Annotated in this window: 17 protein-coding genes; all 17 read right to left on the bottom strand. The window is 73.9% G+C overall.

Annotated features, from left to right (window positions below):
• Positions 1 to 24: 24 nt before the first annotated feature.
• The gene (gene dprA, locus ACFQGU_RS08215; RefSeq protein ID WP_386765541.1) at positions 25 to 1134 is read right to left on the bottom strand and encodes a DNA-processing protein DprA; all 1110 of its coding nucleotides are present in this window, start codon (positions 1132 to 1134) and stop codon (positions 25 to 27) included.
• Entirely contained in the window at positions 1122 to 2684 is a 1563-nt protein-coding gene (locus ACFQGU_RS08210) for a YifB family Mg chelatase-like AAA ATPase (protein WP_386765539.1), read from the bottom strand. The genes dprA and ACFQGU_RS08210 overlap by 13 nt, the downstream gene beginning before the upstream one ends.
• Entirely contained in the window at positions 2681 to 3058 is a 378-nt protein-coding gene (locus tag ACFQGU_RS08205; RefSeq protein WP_386765537.1) for a YraN family protein, read from the bottom strand. Before ACFQGU_RS08205 ends, ACFQGU_RS08210 begins: the two co-directional genes overlap by 4 nt.
• Before the next feature lie 130 nt (positions 3059 to 3188).
• Positions 3189 to 3506 (bottom strand): DUF2469 domain-containing protein, encoded by a 318-nt coding sequence (locus tag ACFQGU_RS08200; RefSeq protein WP_386765535.1) that lies wholly within the window; start codon positions 3504 to 3506, stop codon positions 3189 to 3191.
• A 96-nt stretch (positions 3507 to 3602) separates the two neighbouring features.
• Positions 3603 to 4472 carry a pirin family protein gene (locus ACFQGU_RS08195; protein ID WP_386765533.1) on the bottom strand — a complete coding sequence of 290 codons (870 nt, stop codon included), beginning with the start codon at positions 4470 to 4472 and terminating at the stop codon, positions 3603 to 3605.
• A 21-nt stretch (positions 4473 to 4493) separates the two neighbouring features.
• Positions 4494 to 5228 (bottom strand): ribonuclease HII, encoded by a 735-nt coding sequence (locus ACFQGU_RS08190; RefSeq protein WP_386765531.1) that lies wholly within the window; start codon positions 5226 to 5228, stop codon positions 4494 to 4496.
• Positions 5225 to 5740, bottom strand: a complete 516-nt coding sequence (locus tag ACFQGU_RS08185) for an NUDIX hydrolase (protein WP_386765529.1) — start codon at positions 5738 to 5740, stop codon at positions 5225 to 5227. Before ACFQGU_RS08185 ends, ACFQGU_RS08190 begins: the two co-directional genes overlap by 4 nt.
• A 21-nt stretch (positions 5741 to 5761) precedes the next feature.
• Positions 5762 to 6295: an NUDIX domain-containing protein gene (locus ACFQGU_RS08180; protein ID WP_386765527.1), complete on the bottom strand. Its 534-nt coding sequence runs from the start codon at positions 6293 to 6295 to the stop codon at positions 5762 to 5764.
• Positions 6296 to 6298: 3 nt separating this feature from the next.
• Positions 6299 to 7078, bottom strand: coding sequence for a signal peptidase I (lepB, locus tag ACFQGU_RS08175; protein WP_386765525.1), 780 nt, complete (start codon positions 7076 to 7078; stop codon positions 6299 to 6301).
• Positions 7079 to 7080: 2 nt separating this feature from the next.
• Positions 7081 to 7860 carry a signal peptidase I gene (gene lepB, locus ACFQGU_RS08170; RefSeq protein WP_386765523.1) on the bottom strand — a complete coding sequence of 260 codons (780 nt, stop codon included), beginning with the start codon at positions 7858 to 7860 and terminating at the stop codon, positions 7081 to 7083.
• A gap of 92 nt (positions 7861 to 7952) precedes the next feature.
• Positions 7953 to 8312: a 50S ribosomal protein L19 gene (gene rplS / locus ACFQGU_RS08165; RefSeq protein ID WP_386765521.1), complete on the bottom strand. Its 360-nt coding sequence runs from the start codon at positions 8310 to 8312 to the stop codon at positions 7953 to 7955.
• A gap of 168 nt (positions 8313 to 8480) precedes the next feature.
• Complete coding sequence (trmD, locus tag ACFQGU_RS08160) at positions 8481 to 9188, bottom strand: tRNA (guanosine(37)-N1)-methyltransferase TrmD (protein ID WP_386765519.1); 708 nt, start codon at positions 9186 to 9188, stop codon at positions 8481 to 8483.
• Positions 9189 to 9191: 3 nt separating this feature from the next.
• Positions 9192 to 9785: a ribosome maturation factor RimM gene (rimM, locus tag ACFQGU_RS08155; RefSeq protein ID WP_386765517.1), complete on the bottom strand. Its 594-nt coding sequence runs from the start codon at positions 9783 to 9785 to the stop codon at positions 9192 to 9194.
• 14 nt (positions 9786 to 9799) lie between these two features.
• The gene (locus tag ACFQGU_RS08150; RefSeq protein ID WP_386765515.1) at positions 9800 to 10045 is read right to left on the bottom strand and encodes an RNA-binding protein; all 246 of its coding nucleotides are present in this window, start codon (positions 10043 to 10045) and stop codon (positions 9800 to 9802) included.
• Position 10046: 1 nt separating this feature from the next.
• Positions 10047 to 10613: a 30S ribosomal protein S16 gene (gene rpsP / locus ACFQGU_RS08145; protein ID WP_386765513.1), complete on the bottom strand. Its 567-nt coding sequence runs from the start codon at positions 10611 to 10613 to the stop codon at positions 10047 to 10049.
• A 186-nt stretch (positions 10614 to 10799) separates the two neighbouring features.
• Positions 10800 to 12386 carry a signal recognition particle protein gene (ffh, locus tag ACFQGU_RS08140; protein WP_386765511.1) on the bottom strand — a complete coding sequence of 529 codons (1587 nt, stop codon included), beginning with the start codon at positions 12384 to 12386 and terminating at the stop codon, positions 10800 to 10802.
• 81 nt (positions 12387 to 12467) lie between these two features.
• On the bottom strand, positions 12468 to 14867 hold the full coding sequence (locus tag ACFQGU_RS08135) for a [protein-PII] uridylyltransferase (protein WP_386765509.1): 2400 nt from the start codon (positions 14865 to 14867) through the stop codon (positions 12468 to 12470).
• Positions 14868 to 14886 lie beyond the last annotated feature (19 nt).

Genomic DNA, 14886 nt, shown 5'->3' with positions numbered 1-14886 from the left:
CGCGCCGTCCGCCTGCCGCGGTCCTCACCCGTCCGGAGCCCGCCGGGCGGGACGCAGCCTCCAGCCGCCAGGGCCCGACTCGACCCACCCGTCGAGCTCGAGCAGGCCGAGCGAGGCCTGCGCCTCCGCCGGGGCCACGCCCGCCGTGCGCGCCACGGAGTCGAGCGTGGCCGGGCGCCGTACGGGCACGGCGTCGAGCACGCGACGGGCGAGCGGATCGAGCCGGTCGCGCGGATCGGTCGCACCGGTCGGCTCCGGCGCGAGGTCGGTGCCCAGCTCGCCGACTGCCTCCACCACCTCCGCGGCGTTCTGGACGAGGACCGCACCGCGGCGCAGCTCGCGGTGGACGCCGGCCGACATCTCGGACGTGACGGGCCCCGGCACACCGAGAACCGGGCGGCCCAGCCGCTCCGCCTCGCGCGCCGTCGAGAGCGACCCGGACCGCACCGCCGCCTCGACCACGACGGTGCCGCGGGTCAGCGCGGCGATGAGGCGGTTGCGGACGAGGAACCGGGTGCGGTGCGGGGCGGCGCCCGGCGGCACCTCCGAGACCAGCAGGCCGTCGGCGGCGATGCGGGCGAAGAGCGCGTCGTGCCGCGGCGGGTAGGCGACGTCGACACCGCACGCGAGCACGGCGACCGTGACGCCGTGGACGGCGAGGGCGCCGGCATGGGCCGCGGCGTCGACACCGAACGCGCCGCCGGACACGACGGTCCACCCCGTGGCGGCGAGATCGCTGCCGAGGGTCGATGCGACGTGGGTGCCGTAGTTCGTCGCGGCGCGGGCTCCGACCACCGCCACCGAGCGCAGGGCCGACATCCGGAGGTCGACGGTGCCCCGGACCCAGAGCGCCCAGGGCACGAGGTCGCCGAGGTCGCCGAGCTGGCTCGGCCACTCCAGGTCGCCCGGCACGAGCAGCCGCCCGCCCACCTCGGCCGCGCGCGCGAGGTCGGCCTCCGGGTCGGCCGCCTCGAGCCGCGCGCGGTAACGGTCGGCGTCGTCACCGGACCGCAGGATCTCCAGTGCCTCGGGCGCACCGTGGGCTGCGACGAGCCGGCACACCTTCGGGTCGCCCGGCTCGGCCACCCGCGACAGCAACGCCCGCGCACGGCGCTCGTCGCTCACGCCGCCCATGCCGCACCCGCCTCGCGGTGCGCGAGCGCTGCGCCGACGTCCTGCCGGCCCGGTCGGTCGCGGCCGGCGAGGTCGGCGACCGTCCACGCGACCCGGACGAGCCGGTCGGCGCCGCGGGCGGAGAGCAGCCCGCGGGCCAGCGCCTGCTCGAGCGGCTGGGCGGCCTCGGCGTCGAGCCCGAACTCGCGGCGGATGACGGGGCCGGGCACGTCGGCGTTGACCCGCCACGGCGTGCCGGCGTACCTCCGCCCGGCGCGCTCCCGGGCGGCCGCCACGCGGGCGGCCACGGCCGCCGTGGGCTCGGCGTCGGACACGCCGAACTCGAGGTCGGCGAGGGTGGGCGGCACGAGCGTGACGCGGAGGTCGACGCGGTCGAGCAGCGGGCCGCTGATGCGGGCGAGATAGCGGCGGCGCTGCTGCGGGGTGCACGAGCACGAGGGCACGCCCGGCCGCGGAGGAGCGCCCGACCGTCCGCAGGGGCACGGGTTCATCGCCAGCACGAGGTGGAAGCGGGCGGGGAACGTGACCGAGAACGCCGACCGCGCCACCACCATCTCGCCCGACTCCAACGGCTGGCGCAGGGCCTCGAGCGCGCCGGGGTCGAACTCCGGCGCCTCGTCGAGGAACAGCACCCCGCGGTGCGCGAGCGACACGAGACCGACCCGCGGCACGCCGCTGCCTCCACCGACCATCGCCGCGTGCGTCGCGGTGTGGTGCGGCGCCTCGAACGGCGGCACGGTGATGAGCCGGCCGCCGCTGCCGAGCCGGCCGGCCACGGAGTGGATGGCGGTGACCTCGAGCGCCGCCTGCTCGTCGAGCGCGGGCAGCAGCCCGGGCAGCCTCTCGGCGAGCATCGTCTTGCCGACGCCGGGAAGCCCGGACATTGCCAGGTGGTGGCCGCCCGCAGCCGCGAGCTCGAGGGCGGCCCGGGCGGCGTGCTGCCCGCGCACGTCGACGAGGTCCGGAATATCGGGCGCCTGCGGCTCCGCCGAGAGGTCGTCGTCGTCGGCCAGCAGCTCGACGTCAGGGACGTCGTCGCCGCGGACCATCGCGACGAGCCCGGCGAGAGTACGGACTCCGACCACCTCGAGGTCGGGCACGAGCGACGCCTCGTCGACGTTGGCGGCCGGCACCACGAGCCGACGAGCGCCGACCGACCGGGCCGCGAGCGCGGCCACGAGCGCGCCGCGCACCGCGCGGACCTTGCCGTCGAGGCCGAGCTCGCCCACCACGACCAGCTCGGCGACGGCATCGGCGGGCACCTGGCCGCTGGCGGCGAGCAGCGCGATGGCGATCGCGAGGTCGAGGGTGGGCCCCTTCTTCGGCAGCTCGGACGGCGACAGCCCGATCGTGTTCTTGGGGCCCGGCCACTCCAGGCCGGTGTTGAGCACCGCGGACCGGCACCGGTCGCGGGCCTCGCCCACGAGCTTGTCGGCGAGGCCGACCACCGAGAAGCCCGAGACCCCGATCGACACGTGCGCCTCGACGCCGATCACGTGGCCGTCGACTCCGAGCAGCACCACCCCGCGGGTGCGGGCCACACCGCTCACGACAGGCCTCGCACGTGCTCGATCACGCGACGGCCACCGGGCGGCGCGAGCACCGACACGATGTCGACGCGCATCCGCTGCGGCCTCACCCCGCGCTCGCGCATCCAGCGCATGCCGAGCCGTTCGAGCCGGTGCAGCTTGCGCTCGGTGATGGCCTCGAACGGCGAGCCGTAGCGCAGGGAGCTGCGTGTCTTGACCTCGCAGACCACGAGGGTGTCGCCGTCGCGGGCGAGGATGTCGAGCTCGCCGTCCGCACAGCGCCAGTTGCGCTCGAGGACGACGAACCCCTCGGCCTCGAGGTGGCGCGCGGCCACGTCCTCCCCGAACCGACCGAGCGCGTCCTTCGCACGGACGACTCCCGTGGGCCTGCTCACCGCACCGCCTCCTCCGAGCGGTGCGCGATGCACCGCGAGGAGCAGCGTCGGGACGGGCGACGACCTCAGCCGGACGTCGGCACGGCGGGCCTGGGGACGACACGCCGAAGCGCGCGTCGGTGGACGAAGGTCAGGCCGTGCCGTCGGGGATCTGCAGCTCGGGCTTGGCGAGCTCCTCGACGTTCACGTCCTTGAAGGTGAGGACGCGGACGTTCTTCACGAAGCGGGCCTGGCGGTACATGTCCCACACCCAGGCGTCGGTCATGCGCACCTCGAAGAAGGTGTCGCCGCCGTCGTTCGTGCGCACCTGCACGTCGACCGAGTTCGTGAGGTAGAACCGGCGCTCGGTCTCCACGACGTACGAGAACAGGCCGACGACGTCGCGGTACTCGCGGTAGAGCCCGAGCTCGATCTCGTTCTCGTACCGTTCGAGGTCCTCGGCCGACATCGCCACTCCTCCGCCCAGAGCGCCGGATCCGGTCGCTCGCGCCCATCCTGGCCCAGGCCGCACGCCTCGCGCCCGCCCGGGGCAGGAAACCGGGGCCTAGAGGTGCTTCAGCCGGGCCTGGCGCGGCACCTGGCCGAACGTGCCTGCGTGGAAGTCGGCGTACGCCTTCTGCACCTCGGCCTTGGTGTTCATCACGAACGGGCCGCCCATCGCCACCGTCTCGCGGATGGGGCGTCCGCTGTAGACCATGACGCGCGAGGGCGCGTCGCCGTCTGCGGTCGAGACCACGAGGCTGCTGGACGCCGGCTGTCCCGGCACGGGGTCGCTCCAGGCGATCTCGCCCTCGCGCACGCGGCGCCCGCCGATGCTCACCTCGCCGTCGAGCACGAAGAAGAACGCGCGGTGGTCGCCCGGCAGGGTGTGCGTCATCGAGGCCTTCGGCTCGAGCGTGATCACCGAGCCGTGGATGGGCCAGTGGTTCTTCGCCGGCCCCCTGGCTCCCGCGACCGAGCCGGACACGACGTCGACCGAGACCCCCGGCAGCTCGACCCTCGGCCGGTCCGCCGCGCGGACGTCCTGGTACCGGGTGTCGACCATGCGCTTGCTGCCGGGGAGGTTGAGCCACAGCTGCAGCGTGTGCGCGTGCTCGTTCCGAAAGGCCAGCTCGCGGTGGATGATCCCGCGGCCCGCGGTCATCCACTGCAGGTCGCCCGCCTGCAGGGCGCCCGCGTGCCCGGCGTTGTCGCCGTGCTCGAGGACGCCGTCCAGCACCAGCGTCACGGTCTCGATGCCCCGGTGCGGGTGCCACTCGAAGCCGGGCTCGGAGAACCAGTCCTCGGCCAGGGCCAGGAACGGGTCGGTCGCGCGGGGGTCGGTCGGCATGATGACGATCGCCTTGTCGTCGACCTGCGCGTCGGGGCCGAGGCGTCGCTTGGCCTGCACCCGGTCGATCCTGCGGTTCGCCATGCGGTCAGGATAGTTCGATCTTCAACCATGTGCCAGCGCGTCGTCCGCCGCCTCGACGTCGAGCAGCAGGACGTCGCGGTCGCCCCCGGGGATGGCCCAGCTGCGCCGGTGCTGGACGCACGGTCCGAGCCGGCGCAGCGCGTCGAGGTGCTCGGGGCTGGCGTAGCCCTTGTTGATCTCCCAGCCGTACTCCGGGTGCTCGGTCGCGAGGCCGACCATGATCGCGTCGCGCGTGGTCTTGGCCAGCACGCTCGCCGCGGCGACGGACGAGCACGTCATGTCGGCCTTGATCCGCATGGTGACCGGCGGCGGGTCCACGACGGCGTCGAGGTCGGCCACCGCGCCGTCCTCGTCGAACAGTGCGGGGGCCGGACGGCTGATCCAGTCGTACGAGCCGTCGAGCAGCACGTGGTCGGGCCGCACGGGCAGCTGGGCGAAGGCCCGCTCCCCCGCGAGCCTCAGCGCCCGCAGGATGCCGAGCGCGTCGATCTCCGCCGCGCTCGCGTGCGCGACCGCCCACGACGGGGCCCAGCGCTGCAGCTTCGGCACCATGCGCTCGCGCGCCGCCGGCGTCAGCAGCTTGGAGTCGCGGACGCCCGACGGAGCCGAGCGCGTGTCCAGGTCGACGAGCACGACGCCCACCGACACCGGCCCGCCGAGCGCCCCGCGCCCGACCTCGTCGACAGAGGCCAGCCAGCGGATCCCGTGCGCGCGGAGCATCTCGCGCTCGACGCGCAGCGACGGCGCGGCGCTCACGGCAGCACCACCCCCGCCACCCGCACCGGCGCCGACGGCGGGCCGTCGCGCAGGAGGTCCTCGAGCCGGTCGGCGATGTCCGGCGGCGCGACCAGCACCGAGCCGTCCGGGGTCGGCAGCGCGCGCAGCTCGTCGACCGAGAACCAGCCGTGGTCGGTCAGGTAGAGCTGCTCGATCTCGTTGTGGCCGTCCGAGCTGGCCGCGTGCTCGGCCTCCACACGGGCGAGGAAGTAGACCTCGACCTGGTCGTAGGTCGTGCCGTTGAACCCGAAGACGAGCTCGCGGTCCCACACGTGCGGCCCGAGCTCGACCGGGACTCCGGTCTCCTCGAGGAACTCGCGCTGCGCCGCGTCCGCGTCGCTCTCGCCGGCCTCCACGCCGCCGCCGGGCGCGTGCCAGATCCGCACGTGCGGCCGGTCGGGGTCGCCGCCCTCGAACAGCAGCACCCGACCCGCCGGCGAGAGGGCGAGCACGCGCGCGGCCCGACGCTTCACCACGGGCCGCTCGGTCATGCGACCGACCCTACGACGGCGTCAGTTCCAGAGGTCGAACGGCTCGTCGAGCACCTCGCCGGCCAGGAACCGCGGGAGCAGCTCGGGCAGCCGTCCGGGGAAGAACCTGCTGGTGCCCGCGGCTGCGACCTCCTCCGGCGTCCACCAGCGGTGGCCGACGTACTCGTCGAGCTCCTCCGGCGTACGGCCGTCGCGGGCGGGCACCGGCGAGGAGCCGGCCACGCGCGCGAGGACGACCACCTCGTGCTGCCAGGTGCGCACGTGCCGGCGGACGTAGGTGGAGTCGCGGTTCCAGCGCGGCAGGTCTGGCAGCACCGCGAGCGACACCTCGAAGCCGGTCTCCTCGCTGATCTCCCGGACCGCGGTCTCGGCGTACGACTCCCCGGGCTCGATACCGCCGCCGGGCAGCTCCCACCACTCGCCGATCTCGGGCATGGTCGGGTCGACGGTGCGGAACAGCAGGAGCCGTTGGTCGTCGTCGAGGAGCACCACGCGGACGCTCGTGCGCTCGACGTCGTACGCCGGCCACGCGGTGACGTCGGGCCCGCCGTCCATCGCTCAGCCGCCGTCGGGGTTCGTCGCCTCGTCGGCGGAGTCGACGGCCTTGGGCGCACCCACCTTGCCGGCCTGGGCGTCGATCTCGGGGTTCTCGAAGATCACGGGCACGGGCTCGCCCGACCAGCGCGACGCCGGCCACACGACGGCGACCACCCGGCCGACCACGGAGTCGACCGACACGGTGCCGTCGTCGGAGTCGAGGTGGTAGCGGGAGTCGGAGGAGTCGCCCCGGTTGTCGCCCATCACGAAGACCCGCCCCTCGGGGACGAGCACGTCGAACCGCACCTGGTCGGTCTTGCTGCCCGGCTTGAGGTACGCCTCCTCGTCGAGGGCCACTCCGTTGACGGTGATCTGGTCCTTCGCCGTGCAGCAGGCGATCCGATCGCCGCCGACCGCGATCACGCGCTTGACCAGGTCCTCGCCGGTGTCGGACGGCAGCAGCCCGACGAACATCAGCGCCTTGCGGACGGCGCCGGACACGCCGGTGGGCGGCGCGGTCTCGGGCAGCCAGCCGCCCGGGTCCGTGAACACCACGATCTCGCCGCGGTGGACTCCTCCGAGCTCGGTGGTGAGCTTGGAGGCGAGGATGCGGTCCTGGACGAGGAGGGTGTCCTCCATCGACGAGCTGGGGACGAAGAACGCCTGCGCGACGAAGGTGCGCACCAGCACCGACAGCACGAGGGCGACGCCCACGATGATGATGAGCTCGCGGCCGAGCGACCCGCCCTTGCTCTCCTTGGCGCGACGCTTCTCCTCGCGCTCCTGCGGAGTACCCGACACGGTCAGCCCTTCTGGTCGATCGTCGCGAACGTGTCAGGGATCTCCAGCCACTGCGCATGGTCCGTGGGCCACAGGACGGCGAACGCGCGGCCGATGACGCGGTCCGCCGGGACGAACCCGCCGCCCGGGTCGCCGAGGTGCGCGCGCGAGTCGCTCGAGGCGTCCCGGTGGTCGCCCATGACCCAGAGCTTGCCTGCGGGGACGATCACGTCGAACGGGTTGTTGCTCGGCTTGTTGTCCGGGTAGAGGTACGACGACTCGTCGAGCGGCACGTCGTTCACGGTGACGCGGCCCTTCGCATCGCAGCAGACGACGTGGTCGCCGCCGACACCGATGACGCGCTTGACGAAGTCGCGCTCGTCCGGAGGCGCGAACCCGAACGTGCGGCCGAACCAGGTCACGACCTTGGGCACGAGGTCGGTCGGCTCGGCGATCTCCACCTCGGGCGTGAACGAGTCGACGCCGTTGAACACGACGACGTCGCCGCGCTCGATGTCGCGTGTCTTGTAGACCACCTTGTTCACCAGCACGCGGTCGCCGACCTGCAGGGTCTGCTCCATCGAGCCGCTCGGGATGTAGAAGGCCTGCACGACGAAGGTCTTGACGAGGAACGCGAGGCCGAACGCGACGAGCAGCAGGATCGGCAGCTCTTTCCAGAACGACCCGTGGTGGTGCTCGGGCACGGCCTCGACGCGCGCGTGGCGGCCCCCCGACGGCCGCGACCGCGGACCTGGGTCCGCGGGCTCGGGGCGCGCCGGACCGAGGTCCGTCTGATCAGCCATGGTGGTACGAGGGTAACCGTCCGACGCCGGGGAAGAGACGAGCGCCCGACCCCTGCGGGTCGGGCGCTCGTGTCGTTCGGTGAGGCGGAAGATCAGGCCTTCGGCGCGTTGTCGCGCTTCTCCTTGATCTTCGCCTTCTTGCCGCGCAGGTCGCGGAGGTAGTACAGCTTGGCGCGGCGGACGTCACCACGGGTCACGAGCTCGATCTTCTCGACGACCGGGGTGTGCACCGGGAAGGTGCGCTCCACGCCGACGCCGAAGCTGACCTTGCGGACCGTGAAGGTCTCGCGCACGCCGCCGCCCTGGCGACGGATGACGACGCCCTGGAAGACCTGGATGCGGGAGCGGTTGCCCTCGACGACCTTCACGTGGACCTTGACGGTGTCACCGGGGCGGAAGTTCGGGATGTCGCTCTTGAGCGACGCTGCATCGACGAAGTCGAGCGTGTTCATGTCTTCTCCTCGCCGGCGCCACAGGTCACCCGCGGAACAGTGCCGCGTGCGCGGCTGGTCGGATGTGCTCGCCGGCGAGCCGGTGGTTCCGACGTCCCCCTGTGGCAGGACGAACGGATCGAGCCGTCACAGTCTGCCAGAGGCGCCCGGGCGAACCCAAATCCCGGGTCAGGCCCCGTCCCCCAGCAGGTCGGGCCGGAAGCGCTCGGTGCGGGCGAGGGCCTGCTCGCGGCGCCAGGCCGCGATCCGGCCGTGGTCGCCCGAGAGGAGCACCTCGGGCACCGCGAGACCGCGCCACTCGGGCGGCTTGGTGTAGACCGGGCCCTCGAGGAGCGCCGCCATGGCACCCGGTGCGAAGGAGTCGTCGACCACGCTCTCGGGGTTGCCGAGCACGCCGGGCAGGAGCCGGGCCAGCGCCTCGACCATGACGAGCACCGCGGCCTCTCCGCCGGCGAGCACGTAGTCGCCGATCGAGATCTCGTCGACCTCGAACCGGTCGGCGTAGTGGGCCATCACCCGGGAGTCGATCCCCTCGTAGCGGCCGCACGCGAAGACCAGGTGCTCGGCGACGGCGAGCTCGGTCGCCACCTCCTGGGTGAACCGGCGCCCGCTCGGGGTCGGGACGACGAGCCGCGGACGACCGGCGGCGGAGTCGAGGATCGCATCGAGCGCCTCGCCCCACGGCTCGGGCTTCATGACCATGCCCGGGCCGCCGCCGTACGGCGTGTCGTCGACGGTGCGGTGCCGGTCGTGCGTGCACTCGCGCAGGTCGTGCACCCGGAGGTCGAGGGTGCCGGCGGCCACGGCCTTGCCGACCAGCGAGAGCCCCAGCGGGGCGAGGTAGTCGGGGAAGATCGAGACGACGTCGATGCGCACGCCTCAGCCCTCGCTGCCGTCGCGCCCCTGGGCCGCGGCTGCGGCGGCCTCGGCCTGGTCGAGCTCGCGGTGCTCGGTGTCGGTGAGGTCGAGGTCGAGCAGGCCCTCGGGCAGCTCGACCGTGACGGTGCCCGCGTCGACGTCGATAGCGGTCACGATCTCGGCCACGAACGGCACGAGCACCTCGCGGCCAGCCTCGCGCTGCACCGACAGCAGGTCCTGCGAGGGCAGGTGGACGACGTCGTCGACGACGCCGATCACGGTGCCGTCGGCGGTGCGCACGGACAGGCCGCGGAGCTGGTGGTCGAAGAACTCCTCGGGGTCCTCCGGCACCTCGTCGTCGGGGACGTCGGCGGTGAGGACGACGCCGCGCAGGCCCTCGGCCGCGGTGCGGTCGTGCACGCCCACCACACGCAGCAGAAGCCGTCCGCTGTGCCAGCGGACGGCTTCGACCGTGATGGGTCCGACGCGCGCGGGGTCGGTCACGAGGACCGACCCCGGCGCGAAGCGGATCTCGGGGGCGTCGGTGCGCACCTCGACGGTCAGCTCACCACGGATCCCGTGGGGCTTCCCGATGCGACCGACGACGAGCTGCACGAGTCTCCTCGCGCTCAGCGCTCGCCGAGGTCGAGGAAGTCGACCCGGACACCCTTCCCCGGCGCGAGGGCCGAGAGGACGGTGCGCAGCGCCGTGGCGGTGCGACCGGCCTTGCCGATGACGCGACCCATGTCGTCGGGGTGCACGCGCACCTCGAGGGTGCGGCCGGGGCCGCGCCGGTTGGCGCGGTCGCGGACCTCGACGTCGTCGGGGTTGTCGACGATGCCCTTGACGAGGTGCTCGAGAGCCTCCTCGAGCATGTCAGGCCTCGGTGGTCTCGGCGGCGGCCTCGGCGGCCTCGGCCTCGACGGCCGGCGCCTCCTCGGCAGCAGCCTCGGTCACCGGCGCCTCGACGGCCTCCGCAGCGGGGGCCTCCTCGGCAGCAGCCTCGACGACCGGGGCAGCCTCGGCCTCGACGACCGGAGCAGCCTCGGCGACCGGCTCGGCCTTCTTCTTCGGGGTGGTCGCGGGCTTGGCCGGCTCGTTGGCGGCCTCGAGCGCAGCAGCCTCGAAGACCGACTTCTTGTCGGCCTTGGGCTCGGCCACGCGCAGCGTGCCCTCGGCGCCCGGGAGGCCCTTGAACTTCTGCCAGTCGCCGGTCACCTTGAGGATGGCCGCGACGGCCTCGGTCGGCTGAGCGCCGACGCCGAGCCAGTACTGCGCGCGGTCGGAGTCGACGCGGATGAGGCTCGGCTCCTCCTTCGGCTGGTAGATGCCGATCTCCTCGATCGCACGACCATCACGCTTGGTGCGGGCGTCGGCGACGACGATGCGGTACTGGGCGTTGCGCATCTTGCCCATGCGCTTGAGCTTGATCTTGACAGCCACGGGGCCGTTGTCTCCTTGACGTGTACGGGGTGGGTCCCGAGCCGGTACGGCGTGGGGTGCTTTCCGGTGGGTCCCGACGGTCCCGAGCGCGACCGGCCGGTTAGAGGGCCGCCGACTGCGCCGGGATCAACCCCCGCAGTCTGCCAGAGAGCCCCGCCGAGCAGGAAATCGCCCCGGGCCGGGCCGCTACTTGCCGAGGAGGCCCTTGAACTCCGGGGGCAGCTCGCCTAGGGACTTCTCCAGCTCGGCCTGGTCGAAGCCGCCGAGGCCGCCGGGCAGGCCGGCCGGGCCGGATCCAGGAAGGCCGGGCAGCCCGGCACCGGCCGCCGGGGCGGACTCCTCCGCCGCACGCTTGGCCGGGTTGCCGCTGCGCTTGGCGCCCTTGCCCTGCTTGACCTGGGCCTTCTGCTTGGCCTTGGCGCGCTTGCCGCCGCCCATGCCGGGCATCCCCGGCATCCCCGGCATGCCGCCACCGGCGCGCATCTGGCGCATCATCTTCTGCGCCTCGACGAACCGGTCGACGAGCTGGTTGACCGCCGACACCTCGACGCCGGCGCCGCGGGCGATGCGGGCGCGGCGCGAGCCGTTGAGGATCGTGTGGTCGGCGCGCTCGGCCGGCGTCATGGACGTGATGATCGAGGCGACGCGGTCGAGCTCGCGGTCGTCGATCGACTCGATCTGGGCCTTCATGTCGCCCATGCCCGGCAGCATCCCCAGCATCTTGGTGAGCGAGCCCATCTTCTTCAGGCTCGTCATCTGCTCGAGGAAGTCCTCGAGCGTGAAGTCGTCGCCCTTGGCCACCTTGGCGGCCATGCGCTCGGCCTGCTCGGCGTCGAACGCCTTCTCGGCCTGCTCGATGAGGGTGAGGACGTCACCCATGTCGAGGATGCGCGAGGCCATCCGGTCGGGGTGGAAGGTCTCGAGCTCGGTGAGCTTCTCGCCCACGGACGCGAACAGGATCGGCTTGCCGGTGACCGTGACCACGGACAGCGCCGCACCACCACGGGCGTCGCCGTCGAGCTTGGAGAGCACGACGCCGTCGATGCCGATGGCCTCGTCGAACGCAGCCGCCGTCTGGACGGCGTCCTGGCCGATCATCGCGTCGATGACGAGCAGCGTCTCGTCCGGCTGCACGGCGTCGCGGACCCGCTTGAGCTGGTCCATGAGGTCGGCGTCGATCGCGAGCCGGCCGGCGGTGTCGACGATGACGACGTCGTACAGCTTCGCCTTCGCGAGCTCGATGCCGGACGTCGCGACCGCGACGGGGTCGCCCACGCCGTTGCCCGGCTCCGGGGCGTGGACGGCGACGCCGGCGCGCTCGGCGACGACGCTCAGCTGGTCGACGGCGTTCGGGCGCTGGAGGTCGGCGGCGACGAGCAGCGGGGTGTGGCCGGCCTCCCTGAGGTGGAGCGCGAGCTTGCCGGCGAGGGTGGTCTTGCCCGCTCCCTGCAGGCCCGCGAGCAGGATGACCGTCGGCGGGGTCTTGGCCAGGCGCAGGCGCCGGGTCTCGCCGCCGAGGATGCCGACGAGCTCCTCGTGGACGATCTTGACGATCTGCTGGGCCGGGTTGAGGGCCTTGCTGACCTCGACGCCGAGGGCCCGCTCCTTGACCGTGGCCGTGAACTGCCGGACGACCGGCAGCGCGACGTCGGCCTCGAGCAGGGCCGTGCGGATCTCGCGCACCGTGGCGTCGACGTCGGCCTCGGACAGCCTGCCCTTGCCGCGCAGGTTCTTGAACGTGGCGGAGAGCCGGTCGGAGAGCGAGGTGAACACGCGGGAGTCCCGTCGGTCGAGGTCGTGCGGAGCGGCCCCAGCCTAACCGGGGCACGCCGCGGGGCCCGGCAGCCGCCGGGCCTAGGTGCGGGAGAGCTCGCCGAGCACCGTCACGCGCACGGTCGCGGCCCGCTGCACGCTGAGGGGGCTGCCGTCGCGGTCGACGAGGTAGAACACGTCGACCACCTCCGAGCCCAGGGTGGCCACGCGGGCGGCGCTGATGGCGACGTCGGCGGCCGCGATGGCGCGGGTGACGCGGTGCAGCAGCGCCGGGGCGTCGTGGGCGCGCACCTCGAGCACGGTGGCACGCTCGCTCGCACCGGGCACGAGGTCGACCCGTGGAGGCGCGGTCCCCTGCGGGGCCGGGTACGCCTGCTCGCGCGCGTCGAGACGGGCCGCGACGTCCAGCGAGCCGTTGATCGCACGCGTGAGGTCCTCGCGCAGGCGGTCGATGGGCGGCGGGTCGCCGTACGCCGGAGTGACGGTCCAGACCTGCACGGCCCGACGGCCGCCGTCCGGCGCGGTGACGGTGTCGACCTGGGCCCCGCGCACCTGGAGCCGGTGCAGCGACAGCACGCCCGCGACGGTCGAGAGCAGGCCGGTGCGGTCCGGCGCCGCGACCGTGACGGTGGCCGTGGTGGCCGCCTCGTCGTGGTCGAGGAGCACTGCGACGCCGCCCTCGGTCGTCACGCGCACGGCCTCGGCCAGGCGCACCTGGGCGGCGGTCACGTGGATCTCCTCCGCCCGCGGCCTGCCGGCGAGGGCGGCACGGGTGCGACCCACGAGGTCATCGATGAGCGCCTTCTTCCAGTCGCTCCAGGCGGCCGGGCCCGTGGCCGCGGCGTCCGCCTCGGTCAGGGCGTGCAGCAGGTCGAGGACGTCGACGTCGCCGACCGCGGTCGCGACACCGGCGACGGTCGAGGGGTCGTCGAGGTCGCGACGGGTGGCCGTCTCCGGCAGCAGGAGGTGGTGCCGCACCATCGTCACGAGGGTGGCGCTGTCCTCCGGCGAGAATCCCAGCCGCGGCGCGATCACCCGCACGAGGTCGATGCCCACCTCGGTGTGGTCGCCGGGGCGGCCCTTGCCGATGTCGTGCAGCAGGGCGCCCACGAGCAGCAGGTCGGGCCGGTTCACGCGGCGGGTGTGGGGGCCGGACTGCACCGCGGTCTCGACCAGGTGGCGGTCGACCGTGAAGCGGTGCACCGGGTTGCGCTGCGGCGCGCTGCGCACCACCGCCCACTCGGGCATGAGCCGGCTCCAGATGTCGGCCTGGTCCAGGGCCTCCCACACGGGGATCGCGGGCCGGCCCGCGCCGAGGAGCGAGACGAGGGCGTCGCGGGCCGGCGCCGGCCACGGCTCCGGCATGGGCGCGGAGTCGCGCGCCAGGCGCTCGACCGCGTGCGGCGCGAGGCGCATCCCTGCCTGGGCCGCGGCGGCCGCGGCGCGCAGCACGAGCACCGGGTCCTTCTCGGGCCTGGCGTCGGCGGCGAGCACCGCCTCGCCGTCCTGGACGACGACGCCCTCGGCCAGCGGTGCGCGCTCGACGCGCGGGCCGCGCAGGCGGCGGGCGGTGCCGGCGAGGCTCGCGCGCACCCCCCCGCGGCGGGTGAGCCGCTCGACGCGGTGCCAGGTGGTGTCGGCGGCGTACGCCACCGCACGACCGGCGGCCGAGACCGAGCGCAGGAGATGGTCGGACGGATCGTCCCCCTCGAGGCCGAGCCGCTCGGCGGCTGCCACCTGCTCCTGCTGCAGCAGCCGGTCGGACGACCGGCCGGTCACGAGGTGCAGGGCGTCGCGCACGTCGAGCAGGAGGTCGCGGTGCGGCGCGAGTGCCGCGACGGGCGCGTCGGTCACCCAGGAGGCCGCCACCGCGCGCAGTGCGACGAGGTCGCGGAGACCGCCGTACGACTCCTTGAGGTCGGGCTCGAGCAGGTGCGCGAGCTCGCCGCTGCGCTCGATGCGCTCGGTCACGCCGTAGTGCAGCTCGCCGAGACGGCGCGGAGCCAGGGCGCGCCAGTCGCCGAGCACCGACTCGCGCAGCTGCTTGGTGAGGTTGTCGTAGCCGACGACCGTGCGGGCGTCGAGAAGCCCGAGGACCACCTTGATGTCCTGGGCGGCGAGGCGCCGCGCCTCGGCCGGCACCCGGACGGAGTGGTCGAGCCGCAGGCCGGCGTCCCAGACGGGGTACCAGAGCCGGTCCGCCACGGCGGTGACGTCGGACGCCGACACCGAGGGCGAGTGCAGGAGCAGGAGGTCGAGGTCGCTGCCCGGCGCGAGGTCGCCGCGGCCGTAGCCGCCGACCGCGACCAGGGCGGCGCCGATCTCGCCGGCGCCGGCCGCGACGTAGAGCGCGTGCAGCCAGTCGTCGGTGAGAGCCGTGAGCGCCCGGCGCTTCGCAGCGCCGGGCGCTCCCGGTCGGGAGAGGAGCTCGGCGCGGGCCTCGGCGTACGTGGTGGTCGCCTCGTCTGCCGTGACCCGCACCGGATGCTCCTCTCCCGTT

This window comes from Longivirga aurantiaca, from assembly GCF_042660085.1.
Classification (GTDB): Bacteria; Actinomycetota; Actinomycetes; order S36-B12; family CAIYMF01; genus Longivirga; species Longivirga aurantiaca.
The sequence above is the reverse complement of the archived record's forward strand: the minus strand, read 5'-3'. Positions and strand labels throughout refer to the sequence as shown.